Source organism: Streptomyces sp. NPDC058576 (assembly GCF_042718715.1).
Classification (GTDB): domain Bacteria; phylum Actinomycetota; class Actinomycetes; order Streptomycetales; family Streptomycetaceae; genus Streptomyces.
Map to the genome: position 1 here is coordinate 106564 of NZ_JBHXPF010000010.1, position 26900 is coordinate 133463.

The following is a 26900-nucleotide window of genomic DNA, read 5'->3' on the forward strand; positions in this document are numbered from 1 at the left end:
CGGCCAGCACCTTAACCGGAGCGGGCGGCCGGGGCTCAGGCGTCCGTGAAGGAGATCCGGCCGAGCGTCCCCGCGCCCTCGCGGTCGAGCAGCACCGCGGAGGTGCAGCCGGCGGGCAGCAGGCCCTGTTCGGTGTCGCGGAGCAGCCGGGCAACCGCGTGCCGGTGACGGGCGAAGGCGTAGCCGGAGACGCCGCGACCACGCTCGCGCTGCCCCTGCCGGGCCACCTCGGGCGTCACGTCGAGCAGGACCAGATGGAGGGTGCGGCCCCGGCTCACGGCGTGCCGGGCGAGCCAGCGGCGTACCCAGGTCTGGGTGCCGCAGTCGTGCACGACGACGGATTCGCCGGAGCGCAGGGCGTTCCAGAGGCCGAGGTAGTGCGCGGCGCGCACCAGGGGGCGGTAGAGGGCGTAGGGGAGTAAACGGGGCAGGGCGGCGGACCAGCGGTCGCGGGTGTTCTGGGAGTCGATGGCCCGGGCCTGCACGGCCCGGCGGATGAGGGTGGACTTCCCGCTGCCGGGGAGTCCGGAGACCACGACGATGTCACAGGCGGCGAAATCGAGGCTGTGCGGGCCGTAGCCCGTGCGCCCGCGCAGATCGCGTACGACCGGCGCGCGGGTCCCCAGCAGCTCCCGCACGGGTGCGCCGGGCTGTGCGGGCATCGCGCCGTGCGCGACCCCCGCGGTCGGTACCGACCGCTGCACCGTCATCGCCCATCCCCCTGCCGTCGGGTCACCCTCGCCTGCCCCTGAAGTGTAAAGAAAAGGCAATACGGCACAACCGACCTCGCCGTCTTCACCTGCGTGGGGACCTGGCCCCCCACTCTCCCCCAATGCGTGCGATGATGACCCCGCCAACTGCATACCGGCCGTTCGAATCCGCGCGGGAGAGTTCCGGCCACAGTGTGAGCCGGGCGCCGAAGGAGCAAGATCCTCCCTTGAATCTCTCAGGCCCCGTACCGCGTGGATGAGGCAGATCTGAAAAGCGAGCCGCCCAGCGGCTCCACCCAAGGTGCAAGCCGAGCCCCCTGAACCGGGCGCCCCCCAGGGGCATACCCCGCCAGGGGCTATCGGCGAACCTCTCAGGTTCCGATGACAGATGGGGAGGATTCGTCCTGACGTCGTCATGCCCTGGAGCCGTATCCATGAGCACTGCCCCCCGTCTCACCGCCCTCGACGCACTGCACCGCTCGCTCGGCGCCACCATGACCGACTTCGCGGGCTGGGACATGCCCCTGCGGTACGCCAGTGAACGCGACGAGCACAACGCCGTACGCACCCGGGCCGGTCTCTTCGACCTGTCGCACATGGGCGAGATCACCGTCACCGGGCCGGAGGCGGCCGCCTTCCTGAGCTACGCGCTCGTGGGCAACATCGCCACCGTCGGCAGCGGCCGCGCCCGCTACACGATGATCGTCCAGGAGGACGGCGGGATCGTGGACGACCTGATCGTCTACCGGCTCGGTGAGGCGGGGGCCACCGAGTACATGGTCGTCGCCAACGCGGGCAACGCCCAGATCGTGCTGGACGCGCTCACCGAGCGCGTCAGCGGCTTCGACGCCGAGGTGCGCGACGACCGCGACGCGTACGCGCTGCTCGCGGTCCAGGGCCCCGAGTCGCCCGCCATCATGAAGGCCGTCACCGACGCCGACCTGGACGGGCTGAAGTACTACGCGGGCCTGCCGGGCACGGTCGCCGGGGTTCCGGCGCTGATCGCCCGGACCGGCTACACCGGCGAGGACGGCTTCGAACTCTTCGTCGCGCCCGAGCACGCCGAGCAGCTGTGGCGGGCGCTGACCGAGGCCGGCGCTCCGCACGGCCTGATCCCGTGCGGGCTCTCCTGCCGGGACACGCTGCGCCTGGAGGCGGGCATGCCGCTGTACGGGCACGAGCTGACGACCGCGCTCACCCCGTTCGACGCGGGCCTGGGCCGGGTCGTGAAGTTCGAGAAGGAGGGCGACTTCGTCGGCCGCGAGGCGCTGCGGGCCGCCGCCGAGCGTGCCGAGAGCGCCCCGCCGCGCAAGCTGGTCGGCCTGATCGCCGAGGGCCGCCGGGTCCCGCGCGCGGGCTTCCCGGTGGTCGCGGACGGCCAGGTGATCGGCGAGGTCACCTCCGGCGCCCCGTCCCCGACCCTGGGCAAGCCGATCGCCATGGCGTACGTGGACGCGGCCTTCGCCGCCCCGGGCACCGAGGGCGTGGGCGTGGACATCCGGGGCACGCACGAGCCGTACGAGGTCGTCGCGCTGCCGTTCTACAAGCGCCAGAAGTGATATCCCGGGACGAGCCGGGCTCTTCGGGCGTCACTGACGTCACGCCGTCGCGTCTCACACCGTAAGACCACCGTTCATCAGCACTCCCCCGCGTACAGGAGAATTCAGGTCATGAGCAACCCCCAGCAGCTGCGGTACAGCAAGGAGCACGAGTGGCTGTCGGCCCTCGAGGACGGCGTGGCCACCATCGGCATCACGGAGTACGCGGCCAACGCGCTCGGTGACGTCGTCTACGCCCAGCTCCCGGAGGTCGGCGACACGGTGACCGCGGGCGAGACCTGCGGCGAACTGGAGTCGACCAAGTCCGTCAGCGATCTGTACGCGCCGGTGACCGGTGAGGTGACGGCGGCCAACCAGGACGTCGTGGACGACCCCTCGCTGGTGAACTCCGCTCCCTTCGAGGGCGGCTGGCTGTTCAAGGTGCGCGTCGCGGAGGAGCCGGCCGATCTGCTCTCCGCCGACGAGTACACCGCGTTCTCCGGCAACTGAGACCTTAAGGGACCCCCTGATGTCGCTTCTGAACTCCTCCCTCCACGAGCTGGACCCGGACGTCGCCGCCGCCGTCGACGCCGAGCTCCACCGTCAGCAGTCCACCCTCGAAATGATCGCCTCGGAGAACTTCGCTCCGGTCGCGGTCATGGAGGCGCAGGGCTCCGTCCTCACCAACAAGTACGCCGAGGGCTACCCCGGCCGCCGCTACTACGGCGGCTGTGAGCACGTCGACGTCGTCGAGCAGATCGCGATCGACCGGATCAAGGCCCTGTTCGGCGCCGAGGCCGCGAACGTGCAGCCGCACTCCGGCGCCCAGGCGAACGCGGCCGCGATGTTCGCGCTGCTGAAGCCGGGCGACACGATCATGGGTCTGAACCTGGCCCACGGCGGTCACCTGACCCACGGCATGAAGATCAACTTCTCCGGCAAGCTCTACAACGTGGTCCCGTACCACGTCGACGAGAGCGGCACCGTGGACATGGAGGAGGTCGAGCGCCTCGCCAAGGAGTCCCGGCCGAAGCTGATCGTGGCCGGCTGGTCCGCCTACCCGCGCCAGCTGGACTTCGCCGCCTTCCGCCGGATCGCGGACGAGGTCGGCGCGTACCTGATGGTCGACATGGCGCACTTCGCGGGCCTGGTCGCGGCCGGCCTGCACCCCAACCCGGTGCCGCACGCCCACGTCGTCACCACCACCACGCACAAGACCCTCGGCGGTCCGCGCGGCGGCGTGATCCTCTCCACCCAGGAGCTCGCCAAGAAGATCAACTCGGCGGTCTTCCCGGGTCAGCAGGGCGGCCCGCTGGAGCACGTGATCGCGGCCAAGGCGGTCTCGTTCAAGATTGCGGCGGGCGAGGAGTTCAAGGAGCGCCAGCAGCGCACCCTGGACGGCGCGCGGATCCTGGCAGAGCGCCTGGTCCAGGCCGACGTCACCGAGGTCGGCGTCTCCGTCCTCTCCGGCGGCACCGACGTGCACCTGGTCCTGGTCGACCTGCGCAACTCCGCGCTGGACGGCCAGCAGGCCGAGGACCGGCTCCACGAGCTGGGCATCACGGTCAACCGGAACGCCATCCCGAACGACCCGCGTCCCCCGATGGTCACCTCGGGCCTGCGGATCGGCACCCCGGCGCTCGCCACCCGCGGCTTCGGCGCCGAGGACTTCACCGAGGTCGCGGAGATCATCGCCGCCGCCCTGAAGCCGTCCTACGACGCGGACGACCTCAAGGCCCGCGTGGTCGCGCTGGCCGAGAAGTTCCCGCTGTACCCCGGCCTGAAGTAGCACCTGGCCCGCGGTTCTGCGCAAAAGGGCGGGGCACCGCGCACACTGAACAAGGTGAGCGTGGTGCCCCGTCCCATGTCCCCCGCTCCACCTTTTGCCCCACCTGTCCCGCGGGCCTCACCCCGGCCCGTACCGCACCACCGGCCCGTTTCCCGCACCACCCAGGCAGACAACGGCGTCTTCCCACCCCCCAAGGAGTCCTCCCGTGGCCATCTCGGTCTTCGACCTCTTCTCGGTCGGCATCGGCCCGTCCAGCTCCCACACGGTGGGCCCGATGCGCGCCGCCCGGATGTTCGCGCGCCGCCTGAAGAACGAGGGCCTGCTCGCGCACACCGCCTCGATACGGGCCGAGCTGTACGGTTCCCTCGGCGCGACCGGCCACGGGCACGGCACGCCCAAGGCGGTCCTGCTCGGCCTGGAGGGCGAGTCGCCCCAGACCGTGGACGTGGAGTCCGCCGACGGCCGGGTCGAGAAGATCCGCTCCAGCGGCCGGATCAATCTGCTCGGCATGCACGAGATCCCGTTCGCCTTCGACGACGACCTGGTCCTGCACCGCCGCAAGGCGCTCCCGTACCACGCCAACGGCATGACGATCTTCGCGTACGACACCGAGGGCGCCCCGCTCCTGGAGAAGACGTACTACTCCGTCGGCGGCGGCTTCGTCGTCGACGAGGACGCGGTGGCCGGGGAGAATCCGATCGTCCCGGACGACACGGTCCTGAAACACCCCTTCCGGACCGGCGACGAACTGCTGCGGCTCTCCCGCGAGACCGGCCTGTCCATCTCCTCGATGATGCTGGAGAACGAGCTGGCCTGGCGCACCGAGGCGGAGATCCGCTCGGGGCTGCTGGACATCTGGCGCGTCATGCAGGCCTGCGTCTCGCGCGGCATGTCCCGCGAGGGCATCCTCCCCGGCGGTCTCAAGGTCCGCCGCCGCGCCGCGAACTCGGCCCGCCAGCTGCGCGCCGAGGGCGACCCGCAGGCACACGCGATGGAGTGGATCACCCTCTACGCGATGGCGGTCAACGAGGAGAACGCGGCGGGCGGCCGCGTCGTCACCGCCCCCACCAACGGGGCCGCGGGCATCATCCCCGCCGTCCTGCACTACTACATGAACTTCGCGGCAAGCGGCTGCACGGAGGCCGAGAAGGAGGACAGCGTCGTGCGCTTCCTCCTGGCGGCCGGCGCGATCGGCCTGCTCTTCAAGGAGAACGCCTCCATCTCCGGCGCCGAGGTCGGCTGCCAGGGCGAGGTGGGGTCGGCCTGCTCGATGGCGGCCGGAGCCCTGGCCGAGGTGCTCGGCGGCTCCCCCGAGCAGGTGGAGAACGCCGCCGAGATCGGCATGGAACACAACCTGGGCCTGACCTGCGACCCGGTCGGCGGCCTCGTCCAGATCCCCTGCATCGAGCGCAACGGCATGGCGGCGGTGAAGGCGGTCACCGCGGCGCGGATGGCGCTGCGGGGCGACGGCAGTCACAAGGTCTCCCTCGACAAGGTCATCAAGACCATGAAGGAGACCGGGGCCGACATGAGCGTGAAGTACAAGGAGACGGCGCGGGGCGGGCTCGCGGTGAACATCATCGAATGCTAGACAGATGGGCCCTGACCAGCGCGTTCGCGTCTTTCAGCGCTGCCAGGGCCTTCCCTGCTTACGCGGCGGAAAGTCCCTGGAACCTCCCTGGGACAGACGTGAAAGTCCCTGAAAAGTCCCTGAGATGTCCCTGCTTTGCCGCGTTCTTGAGGAATGCGCGGTGCCTCCAGGACGACCATGCGCCCTAACCGTTGTCGAGTACGGAGTGCAACCGGTACACGCGTCGGGTAGCGAGACCTACGCATTACGAGACCGAAAGCGTTCATGTCGGATGGTGCCGCGCCGTGCCGTCTGGTCACGTTTTGCCTGATCAGACCACGTGCGGCAGGTTTCCCCGTGCGGCCTCGTACTGGCTCGTCCGAAGGCGTCTGTCCACCGGCCGTCCACCGGCGCCCGTCTCCACGCAGCTGCCGGTGACCACTGCTTGCGCTGCTGGAGTGGACGATGCCAGTTTCCGGCGCAGACCGACGTGCTTGTCGGGGTCCGACAACCGCCGCGCACTCCAAGCGACGTTCGATGCCGTGGCCAGCGTGGTCACCGGAGGGTCACCCCACGTCGATGCCCAGTTCGCTGTCGGGGCGGCATCGCGGACACGGCTCGGACTCCGGGTCGGTAAGAGCAACTCGCGGCTTCGGGGCGGCCACAGGAGGAGGAAGGTGGCTGCCCCTCGGGCCACCGGCGTCGCGACCGCTGCGGCGAGTCGGTCGCCCGGCTCAGGCGAGGGCTTCCAAGGTCGCGTCGCGCTGAAGCCCCAACCATGTACCTATCCGTGTCGGTCTCCGCGATCTGCTTCTCGATGTACACCCGCAGACCCCGGAGCCGAGGCGGGTCAGGAGGCCGGTCGGGCACCGTGCCGAGCAGCGCCAGGCCCGCACTGGAGCTGACGTGGCAGGCGCAGGGGATCACGCGGCCCTGGGGCGGTCAGCCGAGGGCATGCAGCATTTCGTTGCACGCCTGTTGGCAGGAGCGGCAGGCTTCGGCGCATAGGCGGCAGTGTTCGTGCATGTCGGCGTGCGAGGAGCATTCGTCGGCGCAGGCTTTGCAGGCGGTCGCGCAGGCTTTGAGGATGGCGCGGGCGATGTTGGCGTCGTAGCCGGTGTGCCGGGAGAGCACGGACGCGGTGGCGGTGCAGATGTCGGCGCAGTCCATGTCGGTGCGGATGCACTTGGTGAGATCGCCGACCATGCCCTCCGACAGGCAGGCGTCCGCGCACGCGGTACACGCCTGGGCGCAGGCGATGCACTCTTCGATACAGCGGGTGAGCTTCTCGCGGTCGACGTCGCCGAGGTCGGCCGGGTAGGTGGCGAGCATGTCCTTCACGGTGGTGGACATGGGAATGCCTCCTTCACCGTGGGGTCGGCGGATCCGGTTGGCCGCCTCTCGAGCCCCCGGTATACCTCCAGCTAACTCCCATCAGCGCGAACGCGCCTGGTGCACCAGGCGGTGCACCAGGCGCGATGCGCGTAGGAGGTCAGTGGTAAGCGTGGACGACGGCGTGGCCCTGGCCGCGACCGATCATCCACTTGTTCACCGGCGTGGTGATCAGGAACGCGACGACGAACCCGCCCAGGAGCGCCGACCAGAGCAGTCCGTCCGACAGGTGGGCGTCCATCGCGCCGGGGGTCAGGGCGATGATGCCGTTGTCGACCAGTTCCATGACGGCGATCGAGACGGTGTCGGCGGCCAGTGCCACCTTGACCGCGCTCTTGAAGTCCAGGCCGGCCCGGCGGACCGCGAACAGCGTGAACGAGTAGCCGAAGAGGAACGCCAGCGAGATCGTCAGGACCATGGTCTGCACGTTGCCCCACAGCAGCGCGGTGCCGATGACCATGCCGAGAATCTCACCGATGGCGCAGCCGGTCAGGCAGTGCAGGGTGGCCTTGGCGGCCGTCGGCCAGGACGCCCCGTGCGCGTGCTCCCCGTGTTGATCGGCGTGCGCACGGTGGCCCTCACGGGCGGCCGGGTCGTGTGCATGGCCGGTTTGGTGAGTGCTGTGGTCCATAACCTTCATCCCCATTCCCGTCCAGTGTGGTCCGCTCTCCGGGCCTCACATCCGAACCATATACCCCCTAGGGGTATTCTTCTGCTGGTCCTCCGTCGTTGGTGCCGGCTGGTGGAGGGCCTTCCAGGTGCGACCGGCATCGGTGGACTGGTAGATGGAGTCGGTACGGTCGGAGGCCAGCAGTCGCTGCGCTGTCACAGCGGTCCGGCACGGTGGGATCACCGGCACCGGGAAGGCGACCTTGCTCGGTCCAAGGACGGCCACCATGGCTGCTGAGAACGCGGCCGTCCGTTGCGAGGGCGACCAGCAGGCCGGGCTCGAGCGCGTTGACGGCGACTAGGCCGGGGGCAGCGGGAACACCGCTGAAGGTGCGCCCGCCGTAGGTGCTGCGCTCAAGGCCCTTGCCCGTGGCGGTCTACACCGTCTCGGTCTCCTCGGCGTGTGCGGCGAGGTCGAGAAGCGGCTGCTTTGCGCGCTTGCTCCAACTGCGGCCGTTGTCGGCGCTGACCCAGAGCCGGCCGCTCTGGCTGTCGAAGCCGTACAGGGCTGCGCCGGCTGCGCTGGCCTGTTGCAGGGAGTGGAAGTCTGCCTCGCCTTCGGCGGAGAGGGTCTTCCAGGTGCGGCCGGCATCGGTGCTGCGGATCAAGCCCAGGCGGGGCGAGCGCCGGTCGGGGAGGGGTGGCCGCTGGCCCGAAAGGTGGATGGGCCGGTGATGGTGAAGCCCATGGTGTCCTGGTAGCAATCGGCCACCCGGACCGCCTCCCCGCCGCTGAGGCGGAAGACGCCGAGGTGGCCCCGGCGTAGACGCTGCCGTCGGCCGGGTCGATTCCGAGACCGTGCAGATGCCCGGTCCCAGGACCGGCGGCCGGGATGTTGCTTTCCGCGGGGGGGTGCCCCTATCTCTTTGGTCAAGGTCGTGGGTCAGGATTGCGGCATGACGACCTGGTTCCGGACCTACTACGAGGACGAAGATCTGTGGCTGCATTTCGAGGCCGATGACGAGGGCTGGGCCGCGCGGCAGGTTGAGGTCCGGGGGCAGGACTCGCGTCCGGTGACGGCGGCTTCTTTGGAAGAGGTGCTGCACTTGCGTGATCATGCCGATCTCGCGGCGATGTTCCGCTATGAACGGCAGTACGGCGTTCTCGCCGAAGGTCCCATGGACGGCTGGCAGGACCAGCCGCAGGCGGCCCAGATTCCCGCGGAGGAGTTCGAGCGGCTGTGGGCTGAAGCGCGGCGGGCTCTCGGCGATTCAGCCTGACTTGGCGGGTTGAGGTTCGTAGAAGGTTCCGTCGCGGAGCATCGCGAAGAGGACGTCGGCCCGTCGTCTGGCGAGGCAGAGCAGGGCCTGGGTGTGGTGCTTGCCCTGGGCGATTTTCTTGTCGTAGTAAGGCCCGCGATGCCGGGTCGCCCAGGACGGCGAGCGCGGAGAGGAAGAAGGCCCTCTTGAGCTGCTTGTTTCCTCTCCTGGAGGGCTGTTCGCCGCGGATCGACGACCCGGAACTGCGGGTCGCGGGCGAGTGTCCGGCGTAGGCGGCGAGGTGGCCGGCGGTCGGGAAGGTGCTGCCGTCGCCGACCTCGATGAGGCTCCTGGCTCCGGTCCTGACGCCGATTCCCGGCATGGACGTCAGGACCTTCGAAAGGGTGGGCCTCCAGAAGTTCCTCGATCCGCCCGGCCAGGAGTTTGCGCTGGTCAAGGACTGCGGCCAGGGATCCGGCCAGGCTCGGGACGATCAGTGCGGCTGCCTCGGTGCCCGGAACGGTGACGGTCTGCTCGTCCAGGGCGGTGAAGATGTCCTCGACCAGTCGCTCGGCCATCCGCGGGGCCTTCGGCCGTAACAGCGTGACCAGCCGCCGCCGTCCGGCCTTGCGGATCTGGGCCGGTGACCCGAACCGCTCCAGCAAGGCCAGCACCGCCGGGTGCTGCAACCGTGGCCCCAGTACTCGCTCCAGCGACGGGTGGATTTGGGTCAGCAGGCCGTGGAGCCGGTTCGCGACCCGGGTGGCCTCGCCGGCCAGGTCGTCGTCGAACCCGACGATCATCTCCAGCTCGGCGGTGGTCTCGTCCTCGCCGTCGATCGCCCGCAGGGTGTGAGGCATCGCGCGGGCAGCGTCCGCGATGATGAACGCGTCCTTCGCATCCGTCTTGGCCTCGCCCGGTTAGAGGTCGGCGATCCGCCGCATCGTCAGGCCCGGAAGGTAGGCCACGGGGCAGCCCATGTCCCTCGCAACGGCCAGCGGCAGGGCACCGATCGAAGCTGGCTGGTCGACCACGACCAGCACCGTCCCGTGCTTGGCCAGCAGCTTGGCGAACAACTCGCGGAGCTTGGGCTCGGTATTGGGCAGTCGCTTGTCGAAGGCCTTCTTGCCGGCCGGGGTGACGGCGGTGGCGTGGTGTTCGCCCTTGCCGACGTCCAGGCCGAGGAAGACGTCGATGTCACTCGTGTCGATCACGTGCAGGCCCCTCCGGTCACGCTTTCGTCCGGCCTTGCCTCGGCATCGAGCTGCCACATCCACGTTACGGAGAGCTCTTCCGGCCTGGGTGAAGCCGGTGCTCAAGCCCCTCATCAGCGGTCCGTCGATGCCTTCGGGCCCGGTGTCCCCCCCCCCCCCGGATCATCAGCAACAGGAGGGGGAAGCCATGCCGGACCCGAAGGCCGGAGGCCCCATTGCGGAGCCACGAAAAAGGTAACGGGGGGACCGGTGCAGGCAGCGAGCAGCGCGGCGCGACCCGGCTGGCCGAGGCCGCGTCCGTCTTCGGGATGTTGTCCGATCTCAGCGACTTCACCTGCTGTGGCTGTTGGCAAAAGGAGAGGCGGATGTGGGCTCGCTGGCCGAAAGCTGTGGCGCCTCGCGCACGGCGGTGAGCCAGAACCTGGCCAAGCTGCGGATCGGCGGGCTGGTGGACACCCGAAGAGCGGGACGCCATGTGTTCTATCGGCTGGTCGACGGGCATCAGCGCCGCCTGGTGGTCGAGGCGCTGAGCCACGCCGACCACCGGGTGACCGGGACGGCTTCCCACGACTGACCGAGCTCTACGGCCTACTGTCCGCCCGGTTCACGACGCTGGGGTGCTCGGCGTCGGCGGCCCTGGTCTGGTTCGCGGTGTCCATGGGGAGCGCGGCCGGGGCGAGTGCGAGGCCCGAGGGTGCGACCAGGGCAACGAGCAGCGCCGTCGGGGCGAGAAACCCGACCGGGGCAGGCGCCCGGCGGGTGGGTGCGGCGATGAGGCGGCGGATCCGCCCTCCGACGTCGGGGCCGGTGAGGGCGGGCATGCCGTTGACTGTGGTGGCGGCGGGTGCGGCGGAGCCCATTTCGAGCAGGGCCCCGGCCACGGTGAGACGGCCGTGGGTGGTTGATGCCTGGTCGTCGGCGGCCAGTTCGGCCAGACGCCGCACCTGCTCGGCGTAGCGACGCAAGAGCCCGAACCGCCCGAAGCCCGTCGTGATTACGTCCGCGGCCAGGATCGAGCGGTGGTGACGCAGGCGCAGGTGCGCCCGCTCGTGCTCCAGTTTGGCCGCCGGTTGCTCGGCCGTCAGCAAGGTGCGGGTGGCCGACGTGATCACGATGCGGCCCTCCCCTCGCGTGCCGGGGATGCAGAACGCCGCGGGACCGTCGTGGTCGTTCACGCGGACGAGGGGGTCATCGGTGACTTCGCCGTCCGTGTCCACGGTCAGGCGGAAGCGGTCCCGCGCGCGGCGCTGGGCGAGGGAGCGGCGCATGGCCAGACCTGCCATGGCGATCGCTCCGCCGAGTAGGACAAGGAGGGCGGCCTCGCCGATGCCCCGTGCCATCCAGGCTCCGCCGTGGCGAAAGCGGACTCATCGACCGCTCCAGCCGCCCGCACCGAACACCACACCGGACCAGTGCCGCGACCGAAGCCCGGATGTGCCGCCTGCGCCAGGGCCGAAAGCTCGGACCCGCACGGCTCGGGCCGGTCCTTGGCATGCCTGCCTCGACGGTGCACCGTGTCCTCACGCGGCACGGCCTCAACCGCCTGGCCTTCCTCGACCGGCCCATCGGCCGGCTAATCCGCCGCTACGAGCGCGAGCGCCCCGGCGAGCTGATCCACGTCGACGTGAAGAAGCTCGGCCGGATCCCCGACGGCGGCGGCCACAGGACCCTGGGCCGCCAGGCCGGCCGCGCCACCCGCAGCAACGTCGGCTTCGACTACGTCCACTCCGCCGTCGACGACCACTCCCGCCTCGCCTACAGCGAGATCCACCCCGACGAGAAAGTCGCGACCTGCGCAGCCTTCCTGACCCGGGCCGCCGCGTTCTTCGCCGACCTGGGCATCACCCGGATCGAGCGCGTTCTGACGGACAACGCGTGGGCCTACCGCAAGGGCCTGGTCTGGAAGCAAGCCCTGGCCGACATCGGCGCGACCGCCCTTAGCGCCCCCAGACCAACGGCAAAGTCGAACGCTTCAACCGCACCATCGCCGACGAATGGGCCTACCAGCGGCCCTACACCTCCAACACCGAGCGCACGGCAGCCCTGGCAGACTTCCTGCACACCTACAACCACCACCGCTGCCACACCGCACTCGGAGGCCAGCCACCCATCAGCCGTGTGAATAACGCTGCGGCTCAATACACATAGGCCCTCGCGTACGATCCGCAGGAGGATGGTCGACCTCCCTTAGCGGAAGGTCAGATCGGGTATCTGCTCGGCGAAAGTCGTCCTCGCGCAGGTCCCGGAGTCGTAGAAGAGCCGACGCACCCGCAGGTGGAGCACGGTCTGCTGGTTCAACACGGCCGTGTCGGAGATCCTGCGTTCGTACCGAAAGCGCACGAGGACCGAGACTGCACCGCAGTCCGGGGACAGAAAAGACGGCTCCCGGCCTCTCGCATGAACGTGAACGGTCCGGCCCGCAGGTCGGACGTACTCGACATGCAGTCTGACGAAGTGCGGAACAGAACAGCGATCAGCTCAGTGATGAACACTCGGCATGATCGAAAGTAATGCAGATCAACATCTCGAATTCGACGCAACTCTCGACAGAGCCAGCACTTCAGGGCCATTGACCTGATCCGGACTCAGCATTCTGTTCGCTCTCATTTAATGGGAAACGACCTTCCACCTTATCCGCGTGGCGCACGCGAATACGAGGAGAGCCGACACCGCGACAGCACTCATGCCCCACAGCAGGCTGCTGGCGCTGGCGATGAAGCCAATCATCGCTGGTCCCGCCAGCAGACCCGTGGTTCCCATGGCGGCGACAAGAGCCAGTGCGTCCGGTCCCTGACGTGCCGCAGCGACATAGAGGCACGGTGTCACGACGGCAATACCGATCCCTACGCAGGCAAACCCGGCAAGCGTCGGTGCCAAGCCACCGACCAGCAGGGCAACCGCCAGCCCCGAACCGGCCAGCACGCTACCGGTGCGGACGACGCGGTCGTCCCCCCAGCGGGTGCGCCAGCCGTCGGCGAAGAGGCGGGCCACGACCATCATGACCGAAACCACCGCGATGCCCAGCGGAGCAACTTCCGCGCCGACGTTGACCACGTTCTCCATGTAGAGCGCAGACCAGTCGTTCATGGCCCCTTCCGTGACCGTGGCGAAGGCCATGGCCAGCCCCATCCAGATCATCACCCGCGACGGCAGAATCAGCTTGGGTCGGCTCTTCCCCTCCTCGGATTCGGGCTGCGGGTCTTCCGTGAGCAGTCCCGACCGAGAGTAGGCGATCAGCAGCAGCAGAATTACCGCCGCCACACCGAAGTGTGCCGCCAGGGACGCGGTCCACAGGTTCATGCCCGATGCGAGGAGAGCGGCTCCAAGCGAGCCTGCGCTGAATGTCGCGTGCAGCTGGGACAGCGCTGTGCGCTCATAGAGGACTTCGAGCGCGGCCCCCTGAGCATTCATGGCGACGTTCAGACACCCGACGGCGACACCGTCGAGGCAGATGATCAACAGGGCGACCGGGTAGTTCGGCGCCGCCGCCAGGGCGAGCAGGAGCAACCCCAGGGCGAAAGCCGACAGGAACGTGAGCCGCCTGGAGCCCAGCCTCCGCATCAGTGGCCCGACGAGGGGGTAGGAACCCGCCGCGCCGACACCGCAGGCCATTAGGAGGAGGCCCACCTCCGCCTCGCTCAGACCGAGTTCCACCTTGAGAGCGGGGAGCCGCGATGCCCAGGTGGCGTATTGGAAGCCGAGAAAGCAGAACAATGCTGCGATCGCCACTTGAGCACGGCGAAAATCATCACCTATTCGAAACACCGACATCAGCCCACTTCTCCCTTCCGTGACGCCCCGCGCATCGGGCTACTGCCAAGCTTCATATGGATCGCCTGATCCCCGTGGAGCGCCATGGACATGTACACCGCGTTTGCGCCATAGCTTGGCGCCAGTTCAACCTCGCCGTAAGGTTCATAGCCACTCGCTGACCAGAAGTTCTTGCTTCCACCAACGGCGATCAACGAAATCCGCTCGTACTTCTTAGATCTGGCAGCATCGGCAAGATGATTCAGGAGGTACGTGGCCCATCCCCTGCCCTGGAACTCTTCAGCAATGACGAAGTCGTGCAGATGCAGATTGCGCGACCGAAAGACGGTATCCTCCGTCCGACCCAGATCGGGATATCGAAAGATCGGATACGGTAGCGCCAGCGCATAGCCCACTATTTCGTGCTCGAATTCCAGGACGAAACAGGTTTCCGGAGAGGCGTGGGACCTGGACTCCAAGACCTCGCGCTCTTCCGAGAGGTCATTTACGGTGTATGTTCTTGATTCAAGCTCCGTGATGCCGCTCCAGTCATCCTCGATGATATTTCGTAGGCGCACGTTGTGGCCCATATGCTCGCGCCCTTCAATTGATTAGCGTGTAGGGGAGGGGGCTGAATCCGTTGAAGCCCTGAGTCATGTAGCCGGCGGCGTAGGCGCCGCATGAAAATATCCAGACCGGATCGCCGGATTTCGCTTCACTGGGGACAGGGGCAAGGTTGCGTTCGTGCGCATAGGCATCGTCACTGTCGCACGTCGGGCCCGCGATAACAGCAGGGGCATATCCCGTACCGGAGTGCGAAGGGAAGAAGAGACTGTACTGGATTTCGTCCATCTCGTACAGGCCATTAAACTTACCGCAGCTTAGATACATCCAGTTCTGCCGCTCACCGTCGATCTGCTGGCGTGAGGTTAGTCGGAAGACATGTGCCCTGATGGCGCCGTGGTCCGCGACCAGGTGACGGCCCGGCTCCATAACAAACTGAAGCTCGGATTCTGAGACTTCTTTGAGATGCTGAATTCCCTCGCGGATCACGGCAAATATCTTGTCCACCGGAGGATCGAGACGTCTGCCCAGTTTGTCGACATACCCCAGGGCAGGCAGGCCTCCGCCGAGGTTGATGTAGTCCAGAAAGATCCCACGCCGGTTCAGCGTCACGAGCACATCGGCCAGGGTTTCGAAAGCCCTGCGCCAAGCCTCGGCCGTCATCTGCTGTGAGCCGACATGGATCGACAGGCCTGCCGGCTTTAGACCCATCGACCGCGCTGCTTCCATCACCTGGACCGCGTTCGATGCCGAGCAGCCGAACTTGCGGCTTAGACCCCACAGCGCCCCGTATCCATCGGTGGCCAGTCGACAGAAGACCCGGGCGCCGGGGGCATGGCCCGCGATCGCCGTCACATCCGCGAGGCTGTCCGTGGCGAAGTCCCTGATCCCCAGGCGATACGCGTCGGTGATGGTCCGGTCGGACTTGATGGTGTTTCCATAATGGATCTTCTGTATCGGCACACCGGTCCTGATGGCTTGCTCGATCTCCTTCGGGCTTGCTGCGTCGAACCCCGAGCCCAGTTCCGCGAGGCGGAGCAGAACCTCGTCCACCGGACAGGCCTTCATCGCGAAGCGGACGGATATGTCTGGCAACTCATCGAGCAGATCCGTGAATTGCCGCTCGATCCCCGGGAGGTCAAAAACAATCACATCCTCGGATGCAGCTGACAGCGCTTCGCGCACACGTGCTTTCACATCCATGATCGAAGGCCCGGGCGGGACGGGCCGGCGGGTTGGTGATCCTTCACGGTCCTGCTCGCCCGCACCATCGGTCCCCACGCCTCGATCAGGAGCACGAAGTCCTCGATGTCCTCCTGCGCCTCGACGAGCAGGCGCTCCCTATCCTCCCTCAGGAGGCCGGCGAACTCGGCGTACCGGCCGCCAAGCTTTCGGTAGGAGCGGTCGAGGACGTCCATTCGGCGTCTGTTCTCGGACCGGTCCAGTCGGGTGCTCTGCCGGGCGAACTCGGCTAGGGTCGCGGGGCGGACGCGGTTGTGCCCGTCGAGCAGCGCCTCGCCGGCGGAGGCCATCCGGCCGTAGATGTCGTGGAAGTACAGCATTGACAGGAAGAACTTCGTCAGCCGCCCGTGGTACGCCATGAATCCGGCGTCGGTGCGGCGCTCCGGTGTATAGAAGTTGACGATGTTGCGGTTGTGCAGTACGCCTGGAAGTTTCGCGTCGTGCACCAAGTGCATGAGGAAATAGTCACTGCCGATGGTGTTGATCGCTGGGGGCAGCGGGACGTTCTCGTACACCTCGCAGTGGAGACTAATGTTGCACATATCGACCCGCAGGGGATCGACGATGGTCAGGAGCGAATGGTCCTGGACGAACAGCTCCGTGCCCGCCCCCCGGAAGGACTCGTTCACCAGCTCCCGCTTCCTGCTCTCCGACCACACCTCGGGAGCCCACAGGCTCACGACGTCGTAGTAGATCCCCGGGTCGAGCGCCTGCACCTCGCCGATGTCCACCGATAGCTCGCCCACGAAAGAACTGCCGACCAGCACGACCTGCTTTTGTGCGTTCGCCGAATCAAGCAAGGTCTCCGCGACGCCACTCGCCGCGTCGTCCGCACGCCTGCCCATCGAGGCGAGTTCATGGTGAATGGGGTAGACGGGCGTGCCGTCCAGAACCTGGAAGGCACTGTCTGAGTCCCTGCGGTGTACCGACTCGCACCCGAGAGCACTGGCGATCAGGAAGGCGCGATTGGTGCATGCTCCGTAGGAGACGTTGGACGGGAGCATCAGATCGAGCAGCAGGTCCGGCTTGACGGCCGACGAACGGTCGATCACCCGCTGCAGAAATTCCCGCTGCTGTTCTTCGCCTAGATGGTGCACGTGCACATGCGGCGCCCGGCGTTCGTTGGCGACGACCATAGCGTGCTCCGTGAACGTCTTCTGGTCGGAGGAGTCTAGAATCAAGAGGTGCACCTCGACGTCGAAGTGTCGCGCGGCGTAGTCGGCCTCGCCGCCGATCGCCGAGATCGTGTCCGCACAAGCGCGGTTCGTGGGAAGTGTCAGACAGATACGGCGCATGACCGCACTCCTTTGAGTCGTCGTCCGTCGTCTCCGTTGTTCCAGGAAGTGAGCCCCAGTAGCTTCGCGCCGAGATCGGTCAGCTCGGCCGCGGGGTACCGGAGGGATTCATGCGTTGTTGAGTCGCCGACCAGCGTCTTGTTCCAGTCCGGTGTGCTGAGGTGACGCCATGAGTCGATCCGGGAGCGCCGCATCTCCTGGTGCGATTCCAGCGCGGGCATCATCGAGAGGTACTGCACCGAGCGCACACTGTTCTCCGAGGTATTGCGCTCCACACCGTGGGCCAGCAGACCGTTCCAGATCAGCAGGTCACCGGCCTTTAGTGCCGGCCGGACCACCGGGTACTCCAAGCGGTCGGCATCGGGCCTGATCGGGTCCCGGTCGTCCGGCTGGCTGGCCTCCCAGTGGTCAAACCGGCGGAACAACTCCGGCGAGCACTGGAATCCGCCACAGTCCGGCCGGGTGTCGTTGAGCGCGATGATCCCCTGAACCCGCTGCGGCGGCACCCTCAGATTGCTTTCGATATCCCAGTGGAGCTCGATGTCGAAGCCCTTGTCCGTGGGGGCTATCAACGCCCGGTCGCGGTTCTTGACGTTGGGCGGGTTGAGGTTCAGCCGGTCCAGCGTCACCCATAGCTCTTCGCAGTCCCATACGTCGACGAACGCGTCATAGACCCGCTGCGCCTGACGGCTGTCCCAGATGAGTTGGTGGTGGTAGGCCTCAACGAAGCCGTAGATATAAAGATCTCGTTCCAGGTCCGAGCCGAACTCCCGTTCGGGATACCAGGTGTCAGGCCAGGCGGGATCCAATCCTTGGAAGTCCCATGTGAATTTCAGCAATTTTTCTGCGGCGGAAGGGAGAATGGCCTGCCGGACGATGACGTATCCGTACGTCTGCCAGAACGCGAAATCCTCTTCGGACAGCACACGGAGCGGCCGGGATTTGCGTATATCCTGTAGCGGAGTCGGCGCAACATAGGACTCACCGTCGGCGCTGAAGTACGGGATTTCCGAGGCAGCTCGATGGAGGTAGGGGGTGGGGTCGGGCATGTAGTCACTCCAAGTTTTCCATGTGCGGTGAATGAGGACTGTCGCCCCCGCTAAGTGCTCCGTCGGGTCAGCCGCTCAGCACACCGCTGCTGCGGAGCTGCTGTCTTGTGGCGACGGCCGACTCGAAGGGAATACCGAGACCTCCGAGCCTTATAACCGTGTCCGTGTTCGCCCGCGTGTCATCAATCAGGACAAGATCCCGTGGCTCGACACCGGTCTTCTCGCACAGCAGGTGAAAGAACCGCTCGGACGGCTTTCGCACTCCGAACCGGTACGAGGCGTAGATCTCGAGCCCCGTTCCTTCGAGCATGTCCCGTCCGATCTCCTCGATCCACGAGGGGTAGTTAGACGCGATCACGGTCCGATGCACGCCCGCGCACTCCGCCACGAGCTCGCGCATGCCCTCCAGCCATGTGTAGCCGCTCCTCCTCGTGCGGTGGAAGACCGATGTGTCAAACGACAACCCGACGTCCCGCAGAGCGGCCCAGTAGGCCTCCTCCTTCATCTCGCCGCGTTCCAGGCGGTGATAGAGGCCCTCGGGCCGACGCTGCTCGAACTCCTCATACGTGATACCGAAGGCCTGTTCGTGCGCCGATTTGTAGGGGTCCGACACCAGGGTGTCCATCAGATCGAAGGCGATGATCACGACGTCTACCTCGCCCCGGCGTTCGCGAGAAGTGCTGCCACGTATGCCTGTAGGACCCGGGGCTCCCGCTCGTGGACGATATGGATGGGGACCCCTGGACCCATCGGGTCGCGCTCCGTCACAACTGCGGCATGGCGCAGCATCACGTAGCTGTCGGACGCCGCGGCGTGGAAGGCCGACGGATCCTCATGAGCCAGCTCGGCCCATTCCTGCTGGCCTTCGCCCAGCGCCGCACGGGACATCTCCAGTAGATCGGACCCGCACAGACCGGGCCGCAGCGCATCCACCGCGATGCCGTCTACCGTGGTGGTGAGGTCCACACAGACCGGCCCGTCGCGGAATCGCTGGTCCTCGACCGCGCGGAGGGCGGTCTCGGCGGCCCAGTCCTGCTCCGTCCCACGACGCGGTAGCAGAAGGGCGAACGCGAACTTGCAGGCCTGCTGCTGATCGGCAGGTACGCTCACTCTCCAGATCGCGCAGATCCGGCGGGAGTTCTCCAGGGCGACGGCATTGATGTGAAGCCCCGTATTCATGGATGGCATGCCTTAGTTCCCGCTGTTGTGTGTGAGCGCCGGGGCCCGGCCTCCAAGACCGGGCCCCGGCAGGCAGAGGTGCTCAGTGACTCAGCACGTAGCCGTCGCCGGGACGATGGCTACGGGAGCGTCGTAGATCAGCCACCGCGAAGGTGCGCAGCAGCCAGCGGTCGCACCCGTCGTAGCGCGGCCGGAAGGCGGTCCTTCCATGCGTGGTCACGCGGTTGTCTACGATCGCGAGATCCCCCGGTGTCAGCCAGACCGTATGGGCAGTGGCGTTGATAGCCGCCTCCAGCTCGACGAGCGCTTGGCGCGCCTCGAGCGTCATAGCCGTGGTTGCGGAGAAGTCCACCCGCAGGTCTGGGTCCTCCGGGTCGCCGTAAAGCACCGGGCGTGGCGGCGTGGCTCCGTCCGCGGTCCCAAAGGAGGGCGGCGGCTGCGTGCTGAACTCCGGGCGGGAAAGGATTTCCCTCGTCCGCTCCGACAGCGTAGGCAGCGCCTGGCGTATCGATCCGGTGCGCAACCCCGCCGCACCGTCGTGGTCCGCGCGCAGGCACAGCAGCATCACGAAGTCCGGGCGGTGCACGTGGAAGGCGTTCTCGATGTGGAAGGAGAGCAGGGTGGACCCCGCGTTGCCCTCGAAATCCTCCTTGCCTGGCACTGGCACGACGTCCTGCACCAGAGCACCGGACTTCTCCGGTGCATACGCGGCCGGGTCCCCCAGGCCACCAGCCGCCATCATCAGCAGGGTAGCGGCCGGCACGGTCGCCTCCCGGCGGACGGAGCCATCCGCCGTCGGGGTGGGCGGAAGCAGAGCCTCGTCGACCGGAAGCCCCCTCACAAGCATCACCCCACCTTCCCCCGAGTCCCGGCGGAAGGTGCGCACGGCCGCCCGAAGGCCGCCCGGCAGCTCCTCCCAGCCTCCGCGTGCCGCAGCGGCCATCTCCGGGTCGTCCAACCGGCTGTCCGCAGCGTGGCACACGCTCTCCGCCACCCGCCGTACCCTCGTTGTCTCGTCGTCAGACAGGGCCAGCGTGACAGGGGAACTCATCTTCAGGCTTGTGGACTTCATCGGGAGTCTCCCTGGATCTGCCAGTCCGTGGCCAGCTCGACCGGGACCGGCGCCCGGGTGGGGTCAGCGTTCAGCGGCCAGGCGAGTACCCGGCTGTCCCAGGATGCGGTGATCGCGTCGTCGCCGAGCCAGGACACCGCGCTGACCGCGCTGCCGTGCCCTTCCAGCACATGGCTGTGGAGCGGAGCGAGACTCTTGGGGTCCAGGACCCACAGCCGGCCGGTGTAGTCGTACGAGCCCGTGACGAGCAAGGGCTTGCCACCCGGGTGCCAGGCCGCGCACTTGGCCGACTCGTCATGGCCGACCAGGACCTGCAGCAGCTCTCCGGTCTCCAGGTCGTAGATGCGACTGGTGCGGTCTCGGGAGACCGTGGCGAGCAGCGCCCTGCCTGCCACCGTGGTCACAGACCCACCGTTGATCAACTCGCCGTGACCGCCGAAGGAGCGGATCAGCGCACCCTCCGTGGTGATCAGATGGGCCTGGCGGTCGGTCGAGTAGGTGACCAGCCGGTCAGCGTCCACCCAGGACACGTCCTTGATGGCCCCGTCATGGCCCTCGTAGTGGACTCCGGGGACCAGTTCGCTCCCCGTCCAGGTGTAGAGGTCGAGCCCGCCCTCGTAGTCGGCGACCGCCAGCTGCTTTCCGTTCGGGGACCAGGCGGCCCGGTTCACCGGATGCTCGCGCTCGACAGAGGCGACATCACGTCCGGTTACAGCATCGGCCACGCCCACCCGCCCGGAGAACGAGCCGTAGGCGACGAGTCCGGGCAACTCGGCGGAGACGGCGACGGTGTTGATCAGGCTGCCGTTGCCCACCGGTACCTCGGTCGCGGTGGCGCCGGGGTGGTTCCAGACGCGGACCGTGCCGTTGTCGCTGCCCGCCACCAGCACCTCGCCGGCGGCCGAGACGTGGTTGACGCCGTGCGTAGACACCGGTGCCTCAAGCGCGATCTCCCGTACTTCGTCGGGCAGGGCACCCGCCGGGATCTCGGGCACGTCGATCACCGCGGGCAGAGCCGAGAACGTACCTGCGATCACGGTCCTGCCGTCCACGGACCAGTCCACCGAGCGGGGCCACAGGTGCGCGCCGTGCCAGCGCACCAGCGGGCGGCAATCGGCGATGTCCCAGAGGGTGATCGTGCTGTCATAGGCTCCGATGACGATCCGGGAGCCGTCCTGGGACCAGGCAACCGACTTCACGGCCGCGGTGTACGGGCCGACCTTGGCGACCAGCTCACCGTCGGTGCGGACGATGTGCACAAAGCCGTCGTCACAGCTTGCGGCGAGGAGAGTTCCGTCGGGGGACCAGCGGCACATCTCGGCGTGACCGGCCTGGGGCAGGTCGCGTAGAAGCGAGCCGTTGGTGTCCCAGAGGCGGATGGTCGCATCCTCGCCGCAACTGGCCAGCACACCCGTGGGGGCGGCGTCGACAGACATGCAGTGGTCGCTATGGAAGATCACACCATCTTGGAGTACGCCGGTGCGAATGTCCCAGATCCGGCCCGTCCCGTCTTGCGAGACCGTGACCAGACGGTTCTCGTCCAGCCATGCCAGTGCGTTGAGATCATCGGGCTGTCGTGCGAGCAACTGGATCTGGCGGCCGGTGGCCACATCCCAGATGCGGCAGGTCTTGTCGGCCGAACCGCTGGCGAGGAGCTGGCCCGAGGGTGAAAACCGCACCCCGTTGACCAGCCGCGAGTGATGGCCGACCCAGAGAGGGGCGGTACCGGAACGGTCCCACAGGGCCACCCGGCCGTCGTACCCGGCGCTGGCGTAGTGGACGCCGTCCGGGCTGAACGCGACGGAGGTCTGGGGGGAGGCGTGAACGGCAGTGCTATTGCTCGGGGACTGCGGGTGGAATACGTCGACTGTCCGCATGATCTTTTCGAACTCCTGACAAAATAGATGGAAGGAATGGAGTGGGATGGGAAAAGAGAAAGCTGGGCCTGGAGCTAATGGGGGGTACCGAGAAGTGCCGCGGCGGCTGCCAGGTCCGCTCCGGCGTTCAGGCCTTCCTCGGTCAGCCTGCGCAGCGGTTCCATGACCCGCTGCAGCAGCGGGAGCCCGACCACCTGGGCCAGGCCTCCCAGCGGGATGGTCTCAACAGCACGCGCACGGACGGCAGGGTTCGGTCCTTGAGAGTCAGCCGGCGCGGAACCCGAGGCGGCGGAAAGGCGCTCCAGGGCAACCCCGTACAGCACGGCGGCTGTCCAGGCCGCCATCGCGTGGTGGATCTGCAGTCCAGCGTTGGCGAGGTCCCGCAACAGCACGGCGGGTGTCGGCTCGCGCCTTGCCAGCTCCTTGACCTGGCTCGGATCGATTCCCAGCGCCTGGGCGCTCTCGTCCCAGTAGGTCTTCACATAACTGCCATCCGGACCCGTGGGGGTGATCCCGTAGACGTGCCCCTTGAAGAAGTGGGGGTAAAAGTCCAGCGCTCCGAGCGTGACCTGGCTCCCTCGACCGCCCGCCGCGTCATCGGCGAAGCAGGGCGAGAGCCGGGGCCCTTGCACGTCGTTGCCCACCAGGCTGTCGCCGCCCTTGTGCTCGACCAGGTTCGGCACAGCGATGAACAGGGGCGTGTCCCGCTCCCGCAGGAACGCGGCCAGCGCCTCGTCGTCCGGGGGCGTGTTCTGGGAGAGCAGCCGCTGTGAATAGTCAGCGAACTCGGCAGCCAGGGAACAGGGCAGTGCCACGGCCAGTGAGGGTGCGTACTCGTCCGGGATAGCCCTGGCCCAGCCGGCACCGTAAAGCGCGGCGAGCCGCACAGCCGACCCGTTCCAGTGATTCCAGTTGCTGTAGAAGGCGATGGGATCGTCGGGGCGACTCTCGATGGCCTCCGCTACCAGACCCAGGAAGCCGTTCGCAGGGAACACGTCGTCCTGAAGTACGAGCCGGTGGCTCGCTTTGCCGTACGGGCCGGCCCAGGCAGACGCTGCGGTGCGCAGGGAGCTCGGTGGCCCGTCCGGATCCGGATCGAGGACGAGCAGTTGGTCGTCGGTGTGCAGTTGGGCTAGCAGGACCTCTGCCTGGTTCCGACGCCGGGGGTGAGCCATAACCCTGATGCTGGGAAATCGGGCCGTCTCGTGGCCGTGGGCACCAGCCGAAGTCTCCGTCATGTCACATCCTTGGTGGATACAGGGGCGCGGCTTTCGTCTTGGCCGCTCCCGGGGTCAGTCGGCTCGTCGCTCCGGTGGGCTGCCGGAGCAGCGTCTGATTGGTCTTGCGCCTCGCCGGGAGCGACCCGGTACGCCGTGACCTGGATTCCGATCGCCGCGAGTAGCGCGATACCGCCGAACGCGGCGCACACCCACAGGGCGCCGCGATCCAGCACGAAACCGGCTAGCAGGGGGATGAAGAGGCCGGAAACGGCCCAGGAGAGCTGGAAGAGCGACATGTACCGGCCGCGGATCGCCACGGGCGCGCTGCTCGCCACCAGGGCGTTGGCCGCGGGCAAGCTGATCATTTCGCCCAGCGTGAAGATCAGCATCACGGGGACGAGCAGTATGATCGCGGTGGTGGCAGGCAACTTGGTCACCAGGTATAGCCCGGTGAAGACCACGACGAAGATCAGTCCGGCCCTCACGATCAGCCGCGGTCGCGGGACATGGGAGACCTTCGCCGTCACTGGCATCTGCGCCAGCATGATGGCGACGCTGTTGATGCCGAGGAAGAAGGCCGGTGCCCAGCCGGGAAGGTCCATGATCTCCACGGCGTAGGCGGGCAGAATCGTCGCTGGCAGCGCCCAGGCGAAGGTGAGGAGCATGAAGGAGAAGCAGAACCCGGTGAACGCGTGGTCCCTGAACGCGGCCCGCCAGCCGAGCTTTTCCTCCGCCTTGCCCATTTTCGGGGCCGGTCGGTCCGTCGAGACCCGTACCCCGGCCAGGAGTACCGCGGCGACGAGCGACGTGACTACGTTCAGGGCCAGCACCAGGTCCGCGGCCCCGCGGCCGAAGGCGATGGTCAGTCCCGAGCTCGCCAAGGCTCCGGTTGCCACGGTGAAGTTCTTGATGGTCCCGACCGCCGCGTAGGTGGCGTCGAGCTTGCGCCCCGATGCCAGGTCCACCACGATCACCGGCCAGCTCGCCCAGTACAGCCGGTCCCCGGCCATCACCAGGAAGGTCGCCACCGCGATCAGCGTCCATTCGGAGGCGAACGGGTAGACGCCGTAGCCCACGGCCGTGACCAGATTGCTGGTCACCAGCACGGCCTTCGGGGAGAACCGGTCGACCAGCCAGCCGGCTAGCAGAGCCATCGGAAGGGCCGCGAGCGTACCGGCGCTGACCGCCGAGCCGATGGCCGAGAAAGACAGTCCGGTGCCGAAGGAGAAATAGAGGAACGCCAGCGGGGCGAATAGGCCCCAGCCGAAGGTGTCGATGAAGACAGAGGAGAAGATGCGGCCGCGCTGCGGAATGCGGGGCAAACCCAGATTGATCATGCTGTGTCCTTCCCGGACTCCGGTCGAACCGTGTGCCATGTGTCACGGCCGGTCGCCAGCTCCCAGACCGCGCGCCAGGCAGAGGTCGACTCAAGGAGCTCGAACGGCAGCAGGAAGACCCACCCCGAGCCCACCCGCAGTACCTCCCACACCGGATCGCGGGAGACGCTACGTATGCGCAGCGCCTCACTGGCGAGCAGCGCGGCGGCGGGAACGCGCAGCGAGCGGTAGCGCACGGCTCCGGCCACCACCGGCAGCACGCTGAGCTGGCCGAGCAGGCTCAGGGTCATCAGCGCTACGGCGGTGCGCGGTCGAGCCGGCAGCGGCGACCCGCGCAGGAAGCGGAATCCGATGTCCAGTTGGCCTCGGATCCATCGAGTGCGCTGGCGCAGCGCGGGCCCGACCACCGATGTGCGTGTCCCATACGAGAAGGAGACGATGCGCCCCATGCGCACACCGGCGGCGGCAGCCCGCACCGCCCACTCGTACAGCTCCTCGACGCCGTCCTCGCAGAGCGGTCCCACTTCGCTCAAAGCCTTGCGGCGAAAGTAGATGGAGCTGCCGAGCAGCATGTGCATGCCCGTGCGGCGGTTGACGTACTCCATAGCGCCGAAGAACGCAGCCGACTGTGCGAGCGTGACACGGTTGACCAGGTCACCGCCCGCCTCGGGTAGTTCGATGGCATCGACGACATCGAGTTGGCGGGCGTCTAGCGCGGCCAAGGCCTGGCGGAGCTGACCCGGGTCAGGGACCGTGTCCGCGTCGTAGACCGCGACGAACGGGTCGTCGACCTCGCGCAGCACATGGTTGAGGGCCTTCGCCTTCGGTGTCATCGAGGGGACTGCCACGACCCGAAGATGGCCGCTGAAGCCCGCCCGCGCCGACGCGGCGACGGTCTCGGCAGCCGCCACGTCCTCGGGTTCCCGGGCGTCGACGAGCCAGCACACGGACAGTCTGTCGTGCGGATAGTCCAGGAACTGGAGCATGCCGGCGGAACGCCGCAGGATCTCGGTTGTCTCCCGGTAGAACGGGATTAGGATCGTGACTGGGGGTAGTTCAGGCCCATCGATCCCGGACTGTTCCTGAGGTGTGAGACGGGCGTTGGGGAGGAGAAATCCAGTCACTGTGTCCCTCTGGTCCATGCGGCGGGCCGGAGTTCGACCCGCAGATCGCTTCCGATCCGGTCCACCGCAGTGATGCGGAGCCGTTGCGCCTCATCGATCGACCCGACTCCCAGTTCTCCGACGGCACTTACGCCCTCGGAGCCAAGCAGTAGCGGTGCGACGTAGGCGACGACACGGTCGGTGAGCCCTGCGCGTACGAAAGTGGAGGCGAGTGCCGGGCCTCCCTCGACCAGCACAGACCGCATTCCCCGTTCGTGCAGCGCCTCGAGTAGGGCGAGGGGTGGAAAGCGCCCGTTTTCGTCCGTCTTCAGACGTAGTACGTTGTCCTCGTCTATACCCGCAACCGCGGTACCGGGATCGGTCACCATGAGCGTCGGGATGACGCCGTCCAGCAGCCGGGAGTCCGGCGGCATCTCGCCGCGGGCGTCCAGTGCCACCCTCAGGGGAGGATGCCCCACGACGCCGTGGCGCAGGTCCAATCGGGGGTTGTCGGCTCGCCAGGTACCCGACCCGACGAGGACGGCGTCGTGCCGGGCGCGCAGTTCATGAGCGTCCGTCCGGGACTCGGCGGAGCTGATCCAGCGGGACGAGCCGTCGGGGGCGGCACTTCGGCCGTCCAGGGTAGTGGCGAACTTCCAGGTGACGAAGGGTCGTCCGGTGCGCACAGCAGTGAGCCACATCTCCAGGACCGTCTCGGCCTCCGCCTGGAGTACACCGCCGACGACCTCGACTCCCGCGTCCCGCAATCGTCGCGCTCCGCCAGCCGCGACCCGGTTCGGGTCCGCCACCGCATAAAGCACCCGCCGGACCCCGGCTTCGAGCAAAGCCCTGGAGCATGGGCCCGTACGCCCCTGATGGTTGCAGGGCTCCAGGGTTACCACGGCGGTGCCGCCGCGCTGCCGCCCGTCCGCCTGCTGCAGCGCGTCGACCTCCGCGTGCGGGGTGCCTGGACCTCGGTGTACGCCGGTTGCGACGATGGTGCCGTCCCCGTCGAGGAGTACACAACCGACCGCCGGGTTCTCACCGGTCGACCCAACCTCCGCCGCAGCGAGTTCCAGAGCTCGGCGCATGGCGTCCAGCTCCCATGGAGCGGCAACGCCCGAGGGGGCC

24 protein-coding genes, 3 pseudogenes and 1 riboswitch are annotated in these 26900 nt (G+C 67.6%); of the genes and pseudogenes, 7 read left to right on the top strand and 20 right to left on the bottom strand.

Annotated features, from left to right (window positions below):
- Window positions 1-35: 35 nt before the first annotated feature.
- The gene (locus ACFWRV_RS11100; protein ID WP_384331619.1) at window positions 36-710 is read right to left on the bottom strand and encodes an AAA family ATPase; all 675 of its coding nucleotides are present in this window, start codon (window positions 708-710) and stop codon (window positions 36-38) included.
- Between the two features lie 163 nt (window positions 711-873).
- Window positions 874-971, top strand: a riboswitch (glycine riboswitch).
- Window positions 972-1144: 173 nt separating this feature from the next.
- Between ACFWRV_RS11100 and gcvT the strand changes: the two genes are divergently transcribed.
- The 4 genes from gcvT (at window position 1145) to ACFWRV_RS11120 (ending at window position 5628) form a co-directional block, all read left to right on the top strand.
- On the top strand, window positions 1145-2269 hold the full coding sequence (gene gcvT, locus ACFWRV_RS11105; protein WP_384331622.1) for a glycine cleavage system aminomethyltransferase GcvT: 1125 nt from the start codon (window positions 1145-1147) through the stop codon (window positions 2267-2269).
- Between the two features lie 111 nt (window positions 2270-2380).
- Entirely contained in the window at window positions 2381-2758 is a 378-nt protein-coding gene (gene gcvH, locus ACFWRV_RS11110; RefSeq protein ID WP_384331625.1) for a glycine cleavage system protein GcvH, read from the top strand.
- A gap of 19 nt (window positions 2759-2777) precedes the next feature.
- Window positions 2778-4037, top strand: coding sequence for a serine hydroxymethyltransferase (gene glyA / locus ACFWRV_RS11115; RefSeq protein ID WP_384331628.1), 1260 nt, complete (start codon window positions 2778-2780; stop codon window positions 4035-4037).
- Window positions 4038-4242: 205 nt separating this feature from the next.
- Window positions 4243-5628 carry an L-serine ammonia-lyase gene (locus tag ACFWRV_RS11120; RefSeq protein WP_384331631.1) on the top strand — a complete coding sequence of 462 codons (1386 nt, stop codon included), beginning with the start codon at window positions 4243-4245 and terminating at the stop codon, window positions 5626-5628.
- A 545-nt stretch (window positions 5629-6173) separates the two neighbouring features.
- Here the strand turns inward: ACFWRV_RS11120 and ACFWRV_RS11125 are convergent.
- From ACFWRV_RS11125 to ACFWRV_RS11140, 4 genes are all read right to left on the bottom strand, one after another.
- Entirely contained in the window at window positions 6174-6272 is a 99-nt protein-coding gene (locus tag ACFWRV_RS11125) for a DUF6233 domain-containing protein (RefSeq protein WP_384331634.1), read from the bottom strand.
- 277 nt (window positions 6273-6549) lie between these two features.
- Complete coding sequence (locus tag ACFWRV_RS11130; protein WP_384331637.1) at window positions 6550-6960, bottom strand: four-helix bundle copper-binding protein; 411 nt, start codon at window positions 6958-6960, stop codon at window positions 6550-6552.
- 139 nt (window positions 6961-7099) lie between these two features.
- On the bottom strand, window positions 7100-7630 hold the full coding sequence (locus tag ACFWRV_RS11135; protein ID WP_384331640.1) for a DUF4396 domain-containing protein: 531 nt from the start codon (window positions 7628-7630) through the stop codon (window positions 7100-7102).
- Window positions 7631-8045: 415 nt separating this feature from the next.
- Entirely contained in the window at window positions 8046-8276 is a 231-nt protein-coding gene (locus ACFWRV_RS11140) for a hypothetical protein (RefSeq protein ID WP_384331643.1), read from the bottom strand.
- 288 nt (window positions 8277-8564) lie between these two features.
- Between ACFWRV_RS11140 and ACFWRV_RS11145 the strand changes: the two genes are divergently transcribed.
- Window positions 8565-8888, top strand: coding sequence for a hypothetical protein (locus tag ACFWRV_RS11145; RefSeq protein WP_384331646.1), 324 nt, complete (start codon window positions 8565-8567; stop codon window positions 8886-8888).
- Here the strand turns inward: ACFWRV_RS11145 and ACFWRV_RS11150 are convergent.
- A pseudogene (locus tag ACFWRV_RS11150) lies at window positions 8880-10081 on the bottom strand (IS110 family transposase). The gene ACFWRV_RS11145 and the pseudogene ACFWRV_RS11150 sit on opposite strands and share 9 nt — an antisense overlap.
- A 215-nt stretch (window positions 10082-10296) precedes the next feature.
- Between ACFWRV_RS11150 and ACFWRV_RS11155 the strand changes: the two are divergent.
- A pseudogene (locus ACFWRV_RS11155) lies at window positions 10297-10655 on the top strand (ArsR/SmtB family transcription factor).
- Between the two features lie 7 nt (window positions 10656-10662).
- Here ACFWRV_RS11155 and ACFWRV_RS11160 read toward each other — a convergent pair.
- Complete coding sequence (locus ACFWRV_RS11160; RefSeq protein WP_384331649.1) at window positions 10663-11421, bottom strand: M56 family metallopeptidase; 759 nt, start codon at window positions 11419-11421, stop codon at window positions 10663-10665.
- A gap of 14 nt (window positions 11422-11435) precedes the next feature.
- Between ACFWRV_RS11160 and ACFWRV_RS11165 the strand changes: the two are divergent.
- Window positions 11436-12229, top strand: a pseudogene (locus ACFWRV_RS11165) (IS481 family transposase); the annotation flags it as partial.
- A gap of 459 nt (window positions 12230-12688) precedes the next feature.
- Here ACFWRV_RS11165 and ACFWRV_RS11170 read toward each other — a convergent pair.
- The 13 genes from ACFWRV_RS11170 to ribD all read right to left on the bottom strand — a co-directional run bounded on the left by ACFWRV_RS11170 (window position 12689) and on the right by ribD (window position 26860).
- Window positions 12689-13852: an MFS transporter gene (locus ACFWRV_RS11170; RefSeq protein WP_384331653.1), complete on the bottom strand. Its 1164-nt coding sequence runs from the start codon at window positions 13850-13852 to the stop codon at window positions 12689-12691.
- A complete protein-coding gene (locus ACFWRV_RS11175; RefSeq protein ID WP_384331655.1) occupies window positions 13852-14421 on the bottom strand; it encodes a GNAT family N-acetyltransferase in 570 nt (189 codons plus the stop codon). Before ACFWRV_RS11175 ends, ACFWRV_RS11170 begins: the two co-directional genes overlap by 1 nt.
- Before the next feature lie 13 nt (window positions 14422-14434).
- Complete coding sequence (locus ACFWRV_RS11180) at window positions 14435-15598, bottom strand: type III PLP-dependent enzyme (RefSeq protein ID WP_384331658.1); 1164 nt, start codon at window positions 15596-15598, stop codon at window positions 14435-14437.
- A complete protein-coding gene (locus tag ACFWRV_RS11185) occupies window positions 15589-16932 on the bottom strand; it encodes a DUF6271 family protein (RefSeq protein WP_384331661.1) in 1344 nt (447 codons plus the stop codon). The genes ACFWRV_RS11180 and ACFWRV_RS11185 overlap by 10 nt, the downstream gene beginning before the upstream one ends.
- Window positions 16914-17981, bottom strand: a complete 1068-nt coding sequence (locus tag ACFWRV_RS11190; RefSeq protein ID WP_384331664.1) for a phytanoyl-CoA dioxygenase family protein — start codon at window positions 17979-17981, stop codon at window positions 16914-16916. The genes ACFWRV_RS11185 and ACFWRV_RS11190 overlap by 19 nt, the downstream gene beginning before the upstream one ends.
- Before the next feature lie 67 nt (window positions 17982-18048).
- Window positions 18049-18627, bottom strand: a complete 579-nt coding sequence (locus tag ACFWRV_RS11195) for an HAD-IA family hydrolase (protein WP_384331667.1) — start codon at window positions 18625-18627, stop codon at window positions 18049-18051.
- Window positions 18628-18632: 5 nt separating this feature from the next.
- Window positions 18633-19169 carry a hypothetical protein gene (locus tag ACFWRV_RS11200; RefSeq protein ID WP_384331670.1) on the bottom strand — a complete coding sequence of 179 codons (537 nt, stop codon included), beginning with the start codon at window positions 19167-19169 and terminating at the stop codon, window positions 18633-18635.
- A 73-nt stretch (window positions 19170-19242) separates the two neighbouring features.
- A complete protein-coding gene (locus ACFWRV_RS11205; protein ID WP_384331673.1) occupies window positions 19243-20232 on the bottom strand; it encodes a clavaminate synthase family protein in 990 nt (329 codons plus the stop codon).
- Window positions 20229-22109 carry a WD40 repeat domain-containing protein gene (locus ACFWRV_RS11210; RefSeq protein ID WP_384331676.1) on the bottom strand — a complete coding sequence of 627 codons (1881 nt, stop codon included), beginning with the start codon at window positions 22107-22109 and terminating at the stop codon, window positions 20229-20231. The genes ACFWRV_RS11205 and ACFWRV_RS11210 overlap by 4 nt, the downstream gene beginning before the upstream one ends.
- 74 nt (window positions 22110-22183) lie before the next feature.
- A complete protein-coding gene (locus ACFWRV_RS11215) occupies window positions 22184-23347 on the bottom strand; it encodes a hypothetical protein (protein ID WP_384331679.1) in 1164 nt (387 codons plus the stop codon).
- The gene (locus ACFWRV_RS11220) at window positions 23344-24666 is read right to left on the bottom strand and encodes an MFS transporter (protein ID WP_384331682.1); all 1323 of its coding nucleotides are present in this window, start codon (window positions 24664-24666) and stop codon (window positions 23344-23346) included. Before ACFWRV_RS11220 ends, ACFWRV_RS11215 begins: the two co-directional genes overlap by 4 nt.
- Window positions 24663-25808, bottom strand: coding sequence for a glycosyltransferase (locus tag ACFWRV_RS11225; RefSeq protein WP_384331685.1), 1146 nt, complete (start codon window positions 25806-25808; stop codon window positions 24663-24665). Before ACFWRV_RS11225 ends, ACFWRV_RS11220 begins: the two co-directional genes overlap by 4 nt.
- Window positions 25787-26860 carry a bifunctional diaminohydroxyphosphoribosylaminopyrimidine deaminase/5-amino-6-(5-phosphoribosylamino)uracil reductase RibD gene (gene ribD, locus ACFWRV_RS11230; RefSeq protein WP_384331761.1) on the bottom strand — a complete coding sequence of 358 codons (1074 nt, stop codon included), beginning with the start codon at window positions 26858-26860 and terminating at the stop codon, window positions 25787-25789. Before ribD ends, ACFWRV_RS11225 begins: the two co-directional genes overlap by 22 nt.
- Window positions 26861-26900 lie beyond the last annotated feature (40 nt).